The sequence below is a fragment of the Colwellia sp. SU-HH01172 genome (assembly GCF_057553355.1).
In genome coordinates, this window is sequence record NZ_BAAJMB010000007.1 from 187,147 (window position 1) to 203,528 (window position 16,382).

Sequence of the window (16,382 nt, forward strand, 5' to 3'; positions counted from 1 at the left end):
ATACCGCGCAGTTGTTAAGCAATTTGTTCGGTTTTACTTAGGTGATGCAATGTTTGATATTAAAGCGCTTAGCAGTGAAAACTCAGAAAAAATTCAAGCAAAAATCGATGGTAAAACTAAACCCTTGGGGGCTTTGGGTGATCTTGAACTGCTCGCAAAACAAATTGCACAAATTCAAATTGCAAACTATCAGTTAACCCCACTACAGTTCGAACAACAAAAGTTATCTATTAACACGCCCCATTTAACGGTTTTCGCTGGTGATCATGGTGTTGCAAGTCAAGATGTCTCTATCGCGCCAAGTGATGTTACTAGCCAAATGGTGGCTAATTTTGCTAACGGTGGTGCCGCTATAAATGTATTTTGTCGCCAATTTGGTTGGCAACTCAGTGTTGTTGATTGCGGCATTTTACATGCACCGGCCGCTTCGCTGCCTGTGATTAATCAGCGCTTAGGCAGCATCACAAAACCAATAAACCAACAAGTGGCGATGACTGAAGCGCAAGTCGAACAAGGTTTTGAATTTGCTAAACAGCATATAGTCAATATTAGCCAAACGGGCTGCAACGTTGTCGCTTTTGGCGAAATGGGCATTGGCAATACCACGATTGCATCCGCCATTATGGCAGCGTTAATGAAAGTGCCAGCGAGCGAAGTTGTTGGTCGTGGTACTGGTGTTTCAGATGAGGTAGTTAAAAAGAAACAACAAGTCATAGAACAAGCATTAGCTTTACATGCTGGAAATTTAACGGATGCGAAAGCTATTTTACGCTGTTTAGGTGGCTTTGAAGTAGTACAAATGACTGCCGCTATGTTAGCGGCAGCAGAAAGCAAAATGTTGATTATTGTTGATGGCTTTATTTGTACGGCGGCTGCCATGTTAGCGATTGAACTCAATGCCAGTGTTAAAGACTATATGGTATTTGCCCATTGTTCGGGTGAGCAAGGTCATCAAAAAATATTGCAATGGTTAGCGGTTAAACCGTTATTAAACTTAGGATTACGTTTAGGTGAGGGCACGGGTGCGGCGCTAGCATTACCGATTATTCAAGCTGCTGTTGGATTTTATAATGACATGGCGAGCTTTGCCGATGCTGAGGTAATTGATGTTACCTAAAACTAGCGTGGTAAATAGAGAGTATAACTTGATGTTATTAGCATTGAGTTTTTTCACCCGTATTCCGGTTAACATCAAGGCTGATGTTGACGATGAAATGCTCAATAATGCCAGTCGATACTTTGCTTTAGTTGGCGTGTTAATTGGTGGTTGTTCAGCCGTAGCTTTTTATCTTAGTGCAATGTTATTACCTGTCGAGATCGCACTTTTAATTTCAATGTTTTGCAGTGTATTGCTCACCGGCGCTTTTCATGAAGACGGTTGGGCTGATGTTTGGGATGGCTTCGGCGGCGGTTGGACGGTCGAAAACAAGCTTAATATCATGAAAGATAGCCGTTTAGGCACTTACGGTGCAGCGGCATTATTTTTCATTTTAATGGTTAAGTATCAAGCTTTAGCCGCTCTTGTTGGCAACGTTAATAACAACGAGCTTTTATCTGTAGAAGCACTGAATATATTATCGGTTCTATTGCTTGGGCATTGTTTAAGCCGTGTTGTAGCAACCAGTTTAATTGCTGATATGCCTTATGTCAGCGAAGATGCGACATCAAAAGTTAAGCCCTTAGCACAAGTGTTATCAAGCAATAGTTATTTAATTTTGCTGGCAACAAGCGCTGTGGTTATTACCTTTACTTTATCATTTAGCGTGGCTTGGCAATTAGTGGCTATTTTGCTCATTACTCGCTGGTGTTTAAAACTCTGGTTCACTAAACAACTAGGCGGCTACACCGGAGATTGTTTAGGCGCAGCGCAGCAGCTTTCAGAAGTCGTTGTTTATATTGCTTTATTGTCGCTAACAGGGGCGAGTTAATGAATAAGATACAGCTTATTTTAGGCGGCGCTCGTTCTGGTAAAAGTTCATTGGCTGAAAGTTATGCTAAGTCATCAAACCTACCAGTAACTTATATCGCAACCGCACAAGCCTTTGATAGTGAAATGCAGCAACGCATTGCGCAACATCAAGCTGAGCGTCCTGAACATTGGCAACTAGTAGAGTCGCCATTATTGCTAGGCAAAACCATAGCATCAGTTATTGAAAATAGTCAGCAAGATATCTGTATATTGGTTGATTGTTTAACACTGTGGCTCAGTAATAGTTTATGTAAGCCCAATGTTGAAGCGGGTCATACCTCAGAATGTAATCTTGATTATTGGCAACAAGAAAAACAGCAATTTTTAGCACAATTAGAAAGCATAAAACTGCGCTCTAGTAATAAAAAACAGCGAGTTGAAATTATCTTAGTTAGTAACGAAGTCGGTCACGGCATAGTGCCGATGGGTGAACTTTCACGCCAGTTTGTTGATCAAGCCGGTTGGTTACATCAGGCCATTGCCAAAGTTGCTGATAATGTTGAATTTGTGATGGCAGGTTTGCCTTTATCACTAAAAGCGCCTGTCGCTACCAAGGATAAATCGTGAAAACATTGATGGTGCAAGGCACAACGTCAGACGCCGGAAAAAGTACCTTAGTTGCCGGGCTATGTCGAGTATTAGTTAATGCTGGTGTGAATGTTGCGCCATTTAAACCACAAAATATGGCATTAAATAGTGCAGTAACGAAAGACGGCGGTGAAATTGGCCGAGCACAAGCATTACAAGCGATTGCAGCAAAAGTAGAAGCGCGCGTTGATTTTAACCCTATTTTGCTAAAACCTAACAGTGATACCGGCGCGCAAGTAATTGTGCACGGTAAAGCGTTATCGAACATGGAAGCGGGTAAATACCACGACTATAAAAAATTCGCGATGCAAGCGGTGGTTGAGTCACATCAGCGCTTGGCAAATGATCATGATGTGCTGTTAGTTGAAGGAGCAGGTAGCCCCGCAGAAATTAACTTGCGTGCTCATGATATTGCCAACATGGGCTATGCCGAAAAAGTAGATTGCCCGGTTTTATTGGTGGCAGATATTGACCGTGGTGGCGTATTTGCCCATTTGGTGGGGACGCTTGAATTATTGTCGGAATCAGAACAAGCAAGAGTTAAAGGTTTTATCATCAACCGTTTTCGTGGTGATATAAAGTTATTAGAATCTGGCTTAGATTGGCTTGAACAGCGCACAGGGAAACCTGTATTAGGCGTGTTGCCTTATTTACATGACTTAGCGTTAGATGCCGAAGATGCCGTCGCGCTAGATAATAAAGTCACACAAGCTAAGGTTAAAATTTTTGTACCTTTGCTGCCACATATGAGCAACCATACCGATTTTGACCCATTACGTTTACAGCCCAATATTGACTTGCAATACATTCGCATTGGTCAGTCGTTACAGGGCGCTGATTTAATTATTATTCCAGGCAGTAAAAATGTCACTTCTGATTTAACTTTTTTAAAGCAACAAGGTTGGCAGCAAGAAATTGAACAACATCTTCGTTATGGCGGCAAGGTCATGGGGATTTGTGGTGGCTACCAAATGTTGGGTAAACAAATATTTGACCCTGAGCATATTGAATCACATGTTGAACAAGTATCAGGCTTAGGCTTATTGAATTTCAACACCACCTTAACGCGAGAAAAAACCTTAACGCAGGTAAGTGCGAGTATGAGTTTAAATGGTGAAACTTGTCAGTTAACAGGTTATGAAATTCACTGTGGTGTTTCAACAGGGCCAGCGTTATCTAAACCACTACTACATATTGAAAGTGATGGTTTAGGCAAAAAGCAATATACACCTGACGGCTGTATTTCTGATGATAAGCAAATTATCGCCACATATTTACATGGTTTTTTCGACTGCCCTGAACCAACACAAGCGGTGCTGAATTGGTTAGGTATTAATGATTTAGTACAACCCGTTATCGATATTAATCAGCATAGAGAAGTGCAGTTAGAGCGCTTGGCTGATATCTGTCAGCAGCATTTAGATATGGAAAAAATTCAAAGCATTATTGCACAAGGTGTCGATACGCCAAGCGATAATGGTTAAGTCTTCATTTTGAAGTTGTTGTTGCTAACAGCAATAAAACTAGCGAGTCGAAGTATTCGATTTAGCAATGAAAAAAATTTAAATAAGCGACAGTAACTAAATATCTTAGTTACTGTTTAACATAGTAAGTTCGAGGGAAGAAGGTGAGAAACCTTCACTGCCCCCGCAACGGTAATTATAACGTAAGTAAATCTTCGTTATATAAGTCCGAGCACTTGAATTTACTTAATTCACACTGCGTTTATGCAGTAATAAATATGGTGCGGTGGGCATCGTTAATGAGGTCATATGAACATTAAGCAAAATAACTTTTTCAAAAAATCATTTTTATCATTGGCAATTGCCGGTGCTATGTCGACATCTTTTATCGCTTCAGCGAACGCTGATGAAACTGCTGACGACATGGAAATTATTTCAGTTACAGCATCACGTACTCCAATGAATATTGAAGACTCACTAGCGAGCCAAGTTGTGATTACTCGTGCTGATATCGACCGTATTCAGCCTAAATCAGTATTAGATATGTTATCAACTGTTGCTGGTCTTGATATTTCAACATCTGGTGGTCGAGGTCAAAGCTCATCAGTTTATATGCGTGGTGCTAATTCTGGTCATACCCTTGTTTTACTAAATGGTGTTCGCATTAGCTCTGCAAGTTTAGGTTCTACCAATGTGCAAAATATTGCCCCAGAACTTATTGAGCGTATTGAAATTGTTAAGGGGCCTCGTGCGGCATTATGGGGTTCTGATGCTATTGGTGGTGTTATCCAAATCTTTACGCGTAAACTAAATAGCGGTGAGCATTTTGTTAGCGCCAATGTTGGTAGCGAAGGCTACAGTATGCTTAATGGTGGTATAGGTATTGAGCATGGTGATGGTTTTACTAGTCTAAGTGTTGAGCATGAAGAAAGTGATGGCTTTGACGCTAAAGATGATTCAGAAACTGATGACGATGGTTATAGTTTTGATTCATTTGCTATTAATGGTCAGCAACAAATCAACAAGGCATTAAGCTTAAATTGGTTGGCGCAATTAGATCAAGGCGATACTGAGTATGATAGCTCGTTTGGCGCCAATGAAAGTGAAATTAATAACCATGTTTGGCAATTAGGTGCTAACTATAATTGGCAAGTTAATAATATTAATAACATCACACAATTTAGTGTTAGTCAAAGTCGCACTTCTAACATAGCTCATGGCAATGGCACGAGTAAAAGTGAAGGTACGCAATATGATACTCGTCGTAACCAGTATTCCCTATTAAATAGTAGTGAGTTTTCTTCGCAATGGTTATTGAACTTGGGTGCAGATTTAATTCAAGAAGAGCTTAAAGGTAGTAATGAGTACGACGAAAAAGAACGTGATACTACCGGCGTCTTTGCTCATGCAATGTATAGTGAAGGCAAGTTATCTTATGAATTAGCTGCACGTTATGATGATGTTGAAGGTATTGACTCTGAAACTACTTTCAACACCAGCGTTGGTTACCAAGTAACAGAAAGCACACAAGTAAGTTTTTCTGCAGGAACTGGTTTTAAAGCTCCTACTTTCAACGACTTATATTACCCATTAAATTGGGGTTATATTGGCAACAAAGATCTCGTGTCTGAAACTTCAGCAAGTTATGAGTTTAGTGTTAAAAGTCAATTCAATGCATTATCAGTTGCCTTTAACCTTTACCAAACAGATATTGAAGACTTAATTGATTGGAGTGGTACTGATGCAGATAATAATGTAACTCCTATAAATGTTGACGATGTAGAAATTAAAGGTGCTGAAATTGGTGCAAATTATCAAGGCTTTGGTGGCGTACATCAGTTTAATGTTAGTTATATTGAAGCTGAAGATGCATCAACAGGTAAGCAATTAGGTCGTCGTGCAAAAGAGCACGTTAGCTATCAATTTGATACATCACTTGGTAACGCGGACTTATACGCTGAAGTTCAATATAAAGGTAAGCGTTATGACTACCTTTTTGGCGGCGCAGTTGTGAAGCTTGATAGCTATTCATTGGTGAACTTAGGCGTTAGCTACCCTGTTTCGGATAATGTAAAAATTCAAGCAAAAGTGAATAACGCATTTAATGAAAATTACCAAACTTCAAGTGCTTACTTTACTCAAGAACGTGTTGCTTATTTTGGTATCACTTACCAAAACTAGTTGATAATTTTTTACTCGTTAAAAAGGCACCAAATTCGGTGCCTTTATTTTTTTCGAGTTACTTTAGAATACTACTTAGCTGAATTGGGTTAACTTAACTGTGTGAGCTTAACTGTGTCAGCGCATTGATACATGTTGCTTTAAGTCTGGCCATTTCAGGCTCTAGAGCAATACCAAACCTTAGAGTGTCTTGTTCATCAGAAAGTCGACAATAAACACCTTGCTTACACAGCAAATGATAGAGTTTTTTTGCATTATCTGTTTGATGAAAGCTCAAGGTGAGAAATAAATCACAGCCGTGAATATTACTGACTAATTTTGAGGTAAATACCTGCCACAATAACGCTTCTTGTTGTTCACGTAAGGTATGTAATTTGTCGCGTTGCTGGTTATGCCAGGTATGATCAGCTAGGGCTTTTTCTGCGATAATTTGCGCAGGACCATTCACTTGCCATGGCCCCAGCAAGTCATTAAATTTTTGGCACCAATAATTATCAGCCACCAAAAAGCCAATACGAATACCAGCTAAACCAAAAAATTTGCCAAATGAACGTAGCACTAAGCAATGTGCATCGCTGGTTTGCGGGCAATAAGATTGTTCTTTAGGCATCACATCAATAAAGGCTTCATCGACAACCAATAAGCCATTAAGCTGTTTTAATCGTTGATGATATTGTTTAATGATATCGCGAGGAAAAAACTGCCCGGTTGGATTATTCGGGTTGATGATCACAACGACACTGTTCGGCTTTAATTCTGTTATTTCCGGCAAGGTTTCTTGATAAAAATGTAGTGTGAAACCCGCCATTTTCCATGCTTGAGCATGTTCTTTATAGCCACGTTCCGGCAAATACACATCTTGGCTTGCCATATTTTGCTGGCGATATAATTCAGGCAGAGTTTTAATAATTGACTGACTGCCATTGGTGATAACAAGCTCTGAACATTGATAATATTGTTTTGCCGTTGCGATTAACTTTGGGCTTAGTTGTGGTAGTTGTTGCCAAGCACGCAAGGGAATATCAGGGATCGGGTAACTTATCGGGGCAATGCCAGTTGATAAGTCGAGCCAGTCTGCCACAGAAATTTTATATTGCTCTGCAACTTGTTGAAGCTGTCCACCATGAATTAACGCCATTTTCTTCCTATTGCTGCACTGAATTTGTTTTCTAGAGTTATTGAAGATTATTGCAAGTAAATGAATAATTGAAAAACGAATACCGCAATGAGTAGCAGTAAACTGGCTCGGCTGACGAGCTTTAAACTAGCTGGAATATCTTCACTGCTAACCTTATTACCTGAGGCATCGCAGCCTTCACCTAAAGTGACAGAGTGAACCTTTTTACCATGATAAAGAGCACTGCCGCCGAGTTGTCTGTTCATTACGGTTGCACCAGCGGCCATTACCCAACCACCATTATGGCTTTTATATTGGTTACCTTGTCGATAGGCATTAGTGATTGCTTGAATGAAATGCCTTTGCTTCAGTCCTTGTATTGCATATAAAAGCGTACAGCACTTTCCTGAAATGAATCCTAGTAAATCGTCCAATCGAGCACTTGCATAGCCGAAATTGATAAAGCGCGCGTTTTTATAGCCCCACATTGCATCTAACGTATTAGCGAGTCGATGTAAAATGACTAAAGGCGCTCCACCAATAATATAGTAAACCAGCGATGCTATAACGGCGTCGTGACCATTTTCAAGCATAGACTCAACCGTTGCTCGAGACATTTCTTGTTCGTTAAGCTGTGAAGTTTCTCTGCTAACAATGTAGCCGGTAAAATGCCGTGCAGATTTTAAATCGCCTGATTTAAGCGGTCGATAAATTTGCATTGCGTGTTCTTTTAAGCTGGCTAACCCCAGTGCTAAATAAAGCACTATAGCGTCAATAAATACTTGCCAATACCAAACTAAATCCTGCAAAAAATAAACAAATAATATCGGCAACGGCAACACCAACAAACACCAAGCTATTGTGCCAAGAGCTTTTGTTTTTAAGATGTTTTGATTTGCATTAACTTGTGTTGAAGCGTTTGGATTTTGCTGGCTTATATTAAGTAATGCTGCTAATTTTGTTGCTAAGTAACCAAAAGCCACTAAGTAATGAAAACGTTTTGCTTCACCAAGTAGTTTATCGAGAATAAGTGCAAGCGATAGGGTAATAGCAAGTGAAAATTCAGGTGCTAATATCAGTATTTTTTCAATAACTTCGCTAATTAAATGACTATCCATCGTTGATGCCAAAAGCTAATATTTACTGACGAAGGAAATTAAAGAGCTATTTCTCATCACTTATATTGCAACCTATTCGCTGTCGAGTTGAAAGCATTGCTGCTGATAGCTTAAAGTAAACAAGCAGCCATTGTCGAATAGCTCATAAGCGTTATTGTTAGAGTTAACGCCTAACTTAGCTAAAAAACAACGTAAGGCTTCACCATGAAATATCACCAGTAAGTTCTTATTTGAGTATTTTTCGGCAAGGTTTTCTAATGCTTGGTATACCCGAGAGCCACAGTCAACAGCGCTTTCGCCATCTGCAGGTTTGAGCTGGGTAAACTGATGCAATAACTCATGATAATTCTCATCTTGGCTAAAGGTTGCTACGTTTTGTCCTTGCCATTTTCCTAAGTTGCGTTCAGCCAAGCCGGTGTGAGTTTCAACAGGAACATTTAAACAATTTTGGCAGATAGTAGCGGTTTTAACCGCGCGTCCTAATGATGAAGAAATAATACGGTCGATATTTTCGTTTTGTAACGATAAGGCGATATTAGCCGCTTGAGTTTTGCCTTGTTCGGTTAATTCGCTGTCGAGTTGGCCTTGAAATCTCTGTGTTTGGTTCCACAGTGTTTGTCCGTGTCGAGCTAAAAAAAAGCGAGTCGTCATTAATGGTTCTTATTTTGGTTGCGCTAAGCTCTGAGCAAAACGGGCGTTTAAGTGAAGCGCAGAATAACCAAATCAATTCTTTGGTTCAATGTAAATATCAGGGCTGACGCTTTGCGGTTAGTTCTTTAGTGCTAATAATTTGCTTTTCATTGAATAAAACTCACTCATCACGTATTATCGGCGCTGATTTAGGTGTCTTTGATTTATCTATTTTTATTTTACGTGGAAATAGCTAATTAAAGGTGAAACGTGAAACTGGTGAGAAACCAGTACTGCCCCCGCAACGGTAACTGTGAGCAGCAACAAAACCACTGTATTGACAAATATGGGAAGGTGTTGCAAATGCGATGAACAGGAGTCCGGAGACCGGCCTAAAGCAAATACTCGACAACTGCGGTGGGCGGTCATTCAGAGAACAGTTTACGGCCCAAGCTACCTTTTTACGCCTGCTTGATGTGTTAATCGCGTTATTTAGTCATTTGACTAGTTATTACACCGCGATACCGTTTACCAACTTTGATTTCTAACACCGTGAAAATTTATTTCGCATACGGGAATGTTATGAAATCAGTCAACCAAAAAACGCCAATTAGCTTACTTTTTGCAATATTTGCAGTCTTAACTTTGCTGATGTTGGCAACTCGCACCCATCATTTTGCCAGCTTAAACCACTTACCTAGCGCTTCAATCGCAATATTTTTCTTAGCCGGTATGTATTTACGCAATATGAAAGCGTTTTGGTTTTTCTATACCTTAACTTTAGTGATTGATCTTGCCTCATCGTATTTTCGTGGACAATTCGGCGATTGTATTACCACTTCTTACCCAGCATTAGTATTAAGTTACGGGGTTATGTTTGCTGCTGGCTTTTATACTAAACCTGATTGGCAGCAAAGTGCCTGGCAAAACAATATTATTAAAGTTGCTTTAGGCTTGTTTGTAGCTAGCTCAATTGCTTTTTTCATTTCCAATGGCAGTTACTATGCTTTGTCAGGAAAATTTCCAGAATTATCATGGGCTGAATATGCAACGCGTGTTGATAAATACTATTTCCGCTCTATTTCTAATCCAGTATTTTATGTGATTTCTGCGATAGTGATTGATTTCACTATTAGCCGTTTCTTAACTGATAAAGGCCTAGCCAAATCGTCACAAGATAAGGTGTAATGGCAATGAGTCAGTCAGAAACAGCAAAAGCTGCAGCCGCTTTTCAGAACAAGCCTGAACATGAAACCGGCAGCGGTACTAAGTGTTCCGCCTTAATTGTGGCAGCGCCGCATTCAGGCTCAGGAAAAACCACAGTAACTGCCGCGCTTGCTCGATATCATCGCAACCAAGGTCGTAAAGTGACGGTGTTTAAAGTTGGTCCTGACTTTATTGATCCTATGATTTTGCGCCAAGCCAGTGGTGAATTGGTTTATCAGTTAGATTTATGGTTAGTGGGTGAAAAGGGCTGCCAAGAGTTACTGCATCGTGCAGCAATGGAGTCTGATCTTATTCTTATTGAAGGTGTGATGGGCTTATTTGACGGCACGCCCAGTAGTGCTGACTTAGCTCAATACTTTAATATTCCGGTACTTGGCGTTATTGATGCAAAAGCTATGGCGCAAACATTCGCTGCCGTGACCTTTGGCCTTGCTAAGTTTCGTGAAGGTTTGCCGTTCTCTGGCGTAATTGCTAATCGAGTGAATACCGATCGCCACGCTGAGTTATTGAGTAACAGCCTGCCAGAAGAATTTCGTTTCTACGGGCGCTTACCAAAAGATGACGGTGTCACTTTGCCGGAGCGTCATTTGGGTTTAGTGCAGGCACAAGAGCTAGCAGATATTGATAGCCAATTAGACCAAGCGGCGAGTCATATCGCTAAAACGGGTTTAACTGAGTTACCTAAACAAATAGAGTTTTTTGCGGTTGAGAATGACAGCCAAGCAGACTTTATCCATCGAGCTTTGGTGGGAACTCGAGTCACTATAGTGCGCGATAACGCCTTTAGTTTTATTTATGCCGCCAATATTGCCTTTTTAGAACAAGCTGGCGCGGAAATAACCTATTGTTCAGCATTGAATGACGCTCATTTACCTGAAGGGGATATCTTATATATTCCAGGCGGTTATCCAGAGCTGTACGCAGAAAAGTTAATGAATAATGCGACTTTTCTAAGTGACGTGAAAGACTTTGCTGCTAGCAATAAACCAATAATTGCCGAATGTGGCGGTATGTTGTATTTACTTGAGCAGCTAACGGATATGTCAGGGCAACAAATGGCAATGCTTGGCCTTATTCCGGGCAAAGCGGCAATGCAGAAAAAGCTCGCCGCAATTGGCTCACAATGGGTTGATTTATCCTCGCTTAATAAAAATAGCGCTGACCATGAAATTAGCCCTGAAGACAATAACGTTGCGACGTCTAACAACATTATGCGTGGCCATAGTTTTCATTATTCTTACGCGGAAATTGCTCTTGAGCCTATTTGCCAAACAACGCACCACCCGAGTGAACGAGCAGGCGAATTTATTTATCAGCATAACAATATACTTGCGTCGTACATGCATTGGTATTTTCCGAGTAATCCCAGTTTAACTTTACGCATTTTTAATAAAAATCGATGCTTCTAATCGATTGAAAATGTACCTTTCGATCATTAAATGAAGACATTTTAGTCAGTATTTTTTTGTCAGTTTTTTAATGAGCAACGTTTATTTAGTTTTTTGAGAGTTCTCATGACAAGCGCCATTGTTAGCAAACACACGACAAAGCCTTTTCCTAAAAAAGGTCAGGTAAATATAATTTTTTTAATGGCCTTTTGGCTAATAACCTTTGTAAGTGCTGCCAGCTTACAAGCCAGTGAAATGAAAATGCTGGCGCTGGTATCTGATCGTTCAGCCGCCAGTATGGTTGCCGGTGCTCATCAGTTTTTAGCGACACAAAGTGCTAATAAAACATCAACATCAAGCACGATTAATATTCGCAGCGTAAGCCAGCTAAATATTATGACTAATCAGGAAATACAGCAGCTCATTAATCAACATCAGGCGTTAGTTATTGCGGGTGTATTTGGCGAGTCAGTTGAGCGTTTGTTAGCGTTAACTTACCCCGAGCAACAAACACGGCTAATGTTAAATACCGACCGACGTTTAATGGTTTTACATCAAGACCGTAAAGGCGGAAAAGTTACTGATTTATCAAAACCGCAATTACAAAGCTTAATGGCAGCGTTAGATAAAAATGATTATTTGTCTGCACTCAGCGTAAAACAGCAGCAATGGCCAGCATTTGCTTATTGGTTGCAAGCGCGTGCTTATTGGCAAAATAGGGGCAAAGAAAATTTAGGCAATTTATTCGCTTGGCTGGAAAAAATCACGCAAGTAAACCCTAACACGATTGCTTTAAACGCAGCGCCGAAAATATTGCCACTGCAACCGATACGTTTTTATTGGCAACAAGAATTAGTTAGTACTAGCGAGTTAAAACAAAAGGTAGAGGACAATGCTAGTCAGCCTTTGGTGTTTATTGTTGATCATGATACTGGCGACCAACCGGGGCAATGGCAATTACATCAGCAATTGTGTCAGCGCCAATGGCAATGTGTTTCTGTACTTGCAGGTTGGGGAAAACCCAGTGAACAAGCAATTGAAATAATACGTAATCTAAAAGTTACCCAGCCATTAGCCATTATCGCTTTACAAGATTTTGTCATTGGCGGTGGTGAAGGGCGGGGGTCAGTGTCGCAGAAATTTCAGCAATTGAACGTGCCGGTATTTAAAGGTATTCGGGTGACTGAACTGAGCGCATTGGAATATCAACTTTCACCAACGGGTTTACCAAGCGATAGCGTACATTATCGGGTGGCGATGCCTGAATTGCAGGGCGTTTCTCAGCCACATGTTCTAGCATTAGCCTCAGCAGCTAAGTTAGATTCATTAACCGGTGCAAGCTTATCGATTAGTGAAGTGTTAACTAATGAAGTTGAACGCCTAAAGGCACGCGTAAGTGCTTGGTTAGCGCTGCGCACCACTGAAAACGCCAAGAAAAAAGTCGCCATTGTTTATTATAATCATCCTCCGGGTCGCCATAATATCGGTGCAGACAATCTCGATGTTCAGCAATCGCTTTGGCAAATATTACAGCAATTAAAAATGGAAGGTTATGACTTGGGCCCTGAAGTTGACTTGCCTAACTCAGCTGAAGAATTGCTCGATTTATTACAGTTGAAAGCGGTGAACTTGCCGCAAGATGCTGGCGCGCTTAATAAAATGTCACCGCTGATCAATAAAATGTCGGTAAGCGACTACCAAAGCTATTTTGATACGCTACCCGAGGTTGTTAAAGCGGAAATGATTGAAGGGCCATTAGGCCATTTGCATGCTCAGGTTAACACTTACCTTTTTGCCCAAGGTCAAACGGAATTAGCGCAGCTGTCAACGGTTGAGCGTAATAAGGTTTTACAGGCGCTATTAGCTAATGTTGAAAGTACTTCTGTCGACTTACATCATGCCCTTGATGGTATTCGACACCAAGGCCGAACACGGGCGTTAGATTTACTTGAACAGTTAACCGAGCAATATCGCCATTTAATTGCCTTAAAACAGGCAAATAATGATATTCCAGCCAAGCAATGGCAAAGCGCGAACGAACTTAAAAATGCCTTAATTGCGATGCAAATTGAAGGTATTCGAGGTTGGGGCAATGTGCCTGGCAAAACAATGGTGTGGAATAATGAAATTCTGTTGCCCGGTGTTCAGTTTGGTAATGTTTTCTTAGGGCCTCAGCCACCAAGAGGCTGGGAGCTAAATGAAGAATTATTACACGCCAATATGACCTTTCCGCCGCCACATCAATACTTGGCTTTTTATTATTATTTACGTGATGTTTTTAAAGCTAATGCCATAGTGCATTTAGGCCGACATTCCACTTATGAATTTTTACCTAAACGTGCGGTTGGCTTATCAGCGAGTGATTATCCATCGCTGATTATTGAAAGTATTCCAAGTATTTACCCCTACATTGTTGATGGTGTCGGTGAAGGTATTCAAGCTAAGCGCCGTGGTATTTCGGTGATGTTAGATCATTTAACACCACCTTTGGCCACCACTGAATTGTATGATGGTTTATTGCAGTTACGTCAACTTATTGAAAGTGCTGAAGCGGCTTCGAATGACGATACTAAGAAAAAAGCGATTAAAGCCTTACGTCATAAAATTGAAGTGCTGAATTTAACTGATGAACTGGTTGCCAGTATGGATGAAGAACTGCAAGTTCGTGGTATTGGTTTTGGTGAGGTTGATGATGCCTTTTTATTGCATGAAGTTGGGCATTATCTCACTAAGCTACAAGAAGATTTTATGCCATTAGGTTTGCACGTTTATGGTAAAGACTGGCAACAAGAAGCCATTGATACCATGATGGTTTCGATTGAAAAAGGCGAATTAGACATTGACGACAATAAGCGCGATGAAATTCAACAGAACCTGATTAAATCACCAAAAAGTGAAATGTCGGCATTTTTAAATGCCTTAAATGGTGGTTTTGTTGCGCCGGGTAAAGGCAATGATCCAATCAGAACTCCAGATGCTTTACCGACCGGACGCAATTTCTATGCACTTGACGGTAGCTTGATCCCATCTCAGCTAGGTTTTACTACTGGCCAGCAATTAGCTACGAAAGCGCGAGCAGAAAACCCGATTGTTGATAAAAACCACAAAGAAGCGGTTATTTTATGGGCTTCTGATGCGGTGCGTGATGAAGGTGCCATGATCGCCTTTGGTATGGATATGCTTGGCGTGCAGCCGGTGTGGAATCGACGGGGCATTTTAAAATCGCTGAAACTTATCGAACTTGATAAAACACACAAGGAACGAAGAGATATTGTTTTTACCACCTCAGGCTTGTTTCGAGATTTATATGCTCAACAATTGGCGTGGTTAGACCGCTCAGTGTTATTGGCATTAGCGGCAAGTAAAAAGGTGATTGAGCGTGACCACCCAGCGTTAATCAGTGCCTTACATGCGGCACTAACACCGGTTGAGCACATGCTGGCACAGCAAAAACATAACTTCGACGAAAGCATAGAAACTAATATGGTTGCTAGTAATTGGCTGCGCGAAGCGCAAGCACTGCTGCGAGCAAATAGCCAAATAAGCCCTGAAATGCTAGGCCGTCAGGCCAGTTATCGAATTTTCGGTACTGCGCCTGGTGCATATGGCGCGGGTATCAATCGTTTGGCTGAGCGCTCTGGCGCATGGCAAGAACGTAAGCAATTAGGCGAAGCGTATATCAAACGTATGAGCCATGCTTATGGTGTGCCAAATGAAAATACAGCCATGGGCAGCAATGTACAAAGCTTATTCCGCCAACAACTCGCTAACGTAAATAACACCTACTTAGGGCGCGCGAGTAACCTGTATGGCTTGATTGATAATAATGATGCTTATGACTACTTAGGTGGGCTTAATTTAGCAATTGAAACCATTGCCGGTCAGCAGCCTAATAGCTTTGTGATATCGCATGCTAACAATCAACAGTTGTCGATAGACCCTCTGCAAACCGCGTTATTGTCAGAACTGCGTGGACGTTTCTTAAATCGACAGTGGATCCAACCGCTAATGAAGCAAGGCTATGCGGGCGCAAGAACCATGGGCAGTGAGTTCATTGAAAACCTGTGGGGTTGGCAAGCAACAAGCCCAGAAATTATTAAGTCTTGGGTTTGGCAAGATTTAAAAGCCATCTATATTGATGACAGCTTAGAACTTGGTTTAGATGAATTCTTGCAAGAAAAACATAATGTTCAAGTACAAAGCAATATATTAGCCATAATGTTAGTGGCAATTGAAAAAGGCTTTTGGCAAGTAGAGCCAGAAACCCAATCTGAACTTGCCGAAAAGTTTGCACAAAATATTGTTGAACATGGCATTCCGGGCAGTGGCCATACCCATGCCAATCACCCCATTTATCAGTTTATTAAACCTATGTTATTTGCACAGTTACAAAGTCAACTTGCTCAGGTACTTGCTGCGGCAAATCACACACCAAGCGGTGAACAAGGCTCAGGCGTGCAACATATTCACGAAATAACCGCAGCAACTCAGCAGCAAAAGCCTAGTGAGGTTGCGCCTAATAATACTCAGCCCATTGCTGAAGAAAGTGACACTAATCAAGTGAATGAACAAGCACCGCTATTAGACCAAAAACATTTAATACTGGGCTTGATTGCTGTGGTGTTATTACTCATGTTACTGGGTTATATGCGCGCGCAACGTCAGTTACCTAAACTGTCTGATAACGTAGAGGAAAGTTAG

General features: G+C 41.0%; 11 protein-coding genes and 2 riboswitches. Of the genes, 8 read left to right on the forward strand and 3 right to left on the reverse strand.

Annotated elements, in window-relative coordinates; genetic code table 11:
* Nucleotides 1-49 precede the first annotated feature (49 nt).
* The 5 genes from cobT (at nt 50) to AC27JP_RS17170 (ending at nt 6,201) form a co-directional block, all read left to right on the forward strand.
* A complete protein-coding gene (gene cobT, locus AC27JP_RS17150; protein ID WP_487117148.1) occupies nt 50-1,117 on the forward strand; it encodes a nicotinate-nucleotide--dimethylbenzimidazole phosphoribosyltransferase in 1,068 nt (355 codons plus the stop codon).
* Entirely contained in the window at nt 1,107-1,928 is an 822-nt protein-coding gene (locus AC27JP_RS17155) for an adenosylcobinamide-GDP ribazoletransferase (protein WP_487117149.1), read from the forward strand. Before cobT ends, AC27JP_RS17155 begins: the two co-directional genes overlap by 11 nt.
* Nucleotides 1,928-2,536 (forward strand): bifunctional adenosylcobinamide kinase/adenosylcobinamide-phosphate guanylyltransferase, encoded by a 609-nt coding sequence (gene cobU, locus AC27JP_RS17160; protein ID WP_487117150.1) that lies wholly within the window; start codon nt 1,928-1,930, stop codon nt 2,534-2,536. Before AC27JP_RS17155 ends, cobU begins: the two co-directional genes overlap by 1 nt.
* Nucleotides 2,533-4,041, forward strand: coding sequence for a cobyric acid synthase (locus AC27JP_RS17165; protein WP_487117151.1), 1,509 nt, complete (start codon nt 2,533-2,535; stop codon nt 4,039-4,041). Before cobU ends, AC27JP_RS17165 begins: the two co-directional genes overlap by 4 nt.
* An 83-nt stretch (nt 4,042-4,124) precedes the next feature.
* A riboswitch (cobalamin riboswitch) is annotated at nt 4,125-4,278 on the forward strand.
* 51 nt (nt 4,279-4,329) lie between these two features.
* Nucleotides 4,330-6,201, forward strand: a complete 1,872-nt coding sequence (locus AC27JP_RS17170; RefSeq protein ID WP_487117152.1) for a TonB-dependent receptor domain-containing protein — start codon at nt 4,330-4,332, stop codon at nt 6,199-6,201.
* Between the two features lie 94 nt (nt 6,202-6,295).
* On the opposite strand, the gene cobD is transcribed toward AC27JP_RS17170, so the two are convergent.
* The 3 genes from cobD to AC27JP_RS17185 all read right to left on the reverse strand — a co-directional run bounded on the left by cobD (nt 6,296) and on the right by AC27JP_RS17185 (nt 9,087).
* Nucleotides 6,296-7,339, reverse strand: coding sequence for a threonine-phosphate decarboxylase CobD (gene cobD, locus AC27JP_RS17175; protein ID WP_487117153.1), 1,044 nt, complete (start codon nt 7,337-7,339; stop codon nt 6,296-6,298).
* 47 nt (nt 7,340-7,386) lie between these two features.
* Complete coding sequence (locus AC27JP_RS17180; RefSeq protein WP_487117154.1) at nt 7,387-8,436, reverse strand: cobalamin biosynthesis protein CobD/CbiB; 1,050 nt, start codon at nt 8,434-8,436, stop codon at nt 7,387-7,389.
* A 72-nt stretch (nt 8,437-8,508) separates the two neighbouring features.
* Complete coding sequence (locus AC27JP_RS17185) at nt 8,509-9,087, reverse strand: histidine phosphatase family protein (protein ID WP_487117155.1); 579 nt, start codon at nt 9,085-9,087, stop codon at nt 8,509-8,511.
* Between the two features lie 203 nt (nt 9,088-9,290).
* Nucleotides 9,291-9,476: riboswitch (cobalamin riboswitch) on the forward strand.
* 172 nt (nt 9,477-9,648) lie between these two features.
* On the opposite strand from AC27JP_RS17185, the gene AC27JP_RS17190 reads away from it, so the two are divergent.
* The 3 genes from AC27JP_RS17190 (at nt 9,649) to AC27JP_RS17200 (ending at nt 16,382) form a co-directional block, all read left to right on the forward strand.
* Nucleotides 9,649-10,254 carry a hypothetical protein gene (locus AC27JP_RS17190; protein ID WP_487117156.1) on the forward strand — a complete coding sequence of 202 codons (606 nt, stop codon included), beginning with the start codon at nt 9,649-9,651 and terminating at the stop codon, nt 10,252-10,254.
* Between the two features lie 5 nt (nt 10,255-10,259).
* Entirely contained in the window at nt 10,260-11,702 is a 1,443-nt protein-coding gene (locus AC27JP_RS17195; protein WP_487117157.1) for a cobyrinic acid a,c-diamide synthase CobB, read from the forward strand.
* A 105-nt stretch (nt 11,703-11,807) separates the two neighbouring features.
* Complete coding sequence (locus tag AC27JP_RS17200) at nt 11,808-16,382, forward strand: cobaltochelatase subunit CobN (protein ID WP_487117158.1); 4,575 nt, start codon at nt 11,808-11,810, stop codon at nt 16,380-16,382.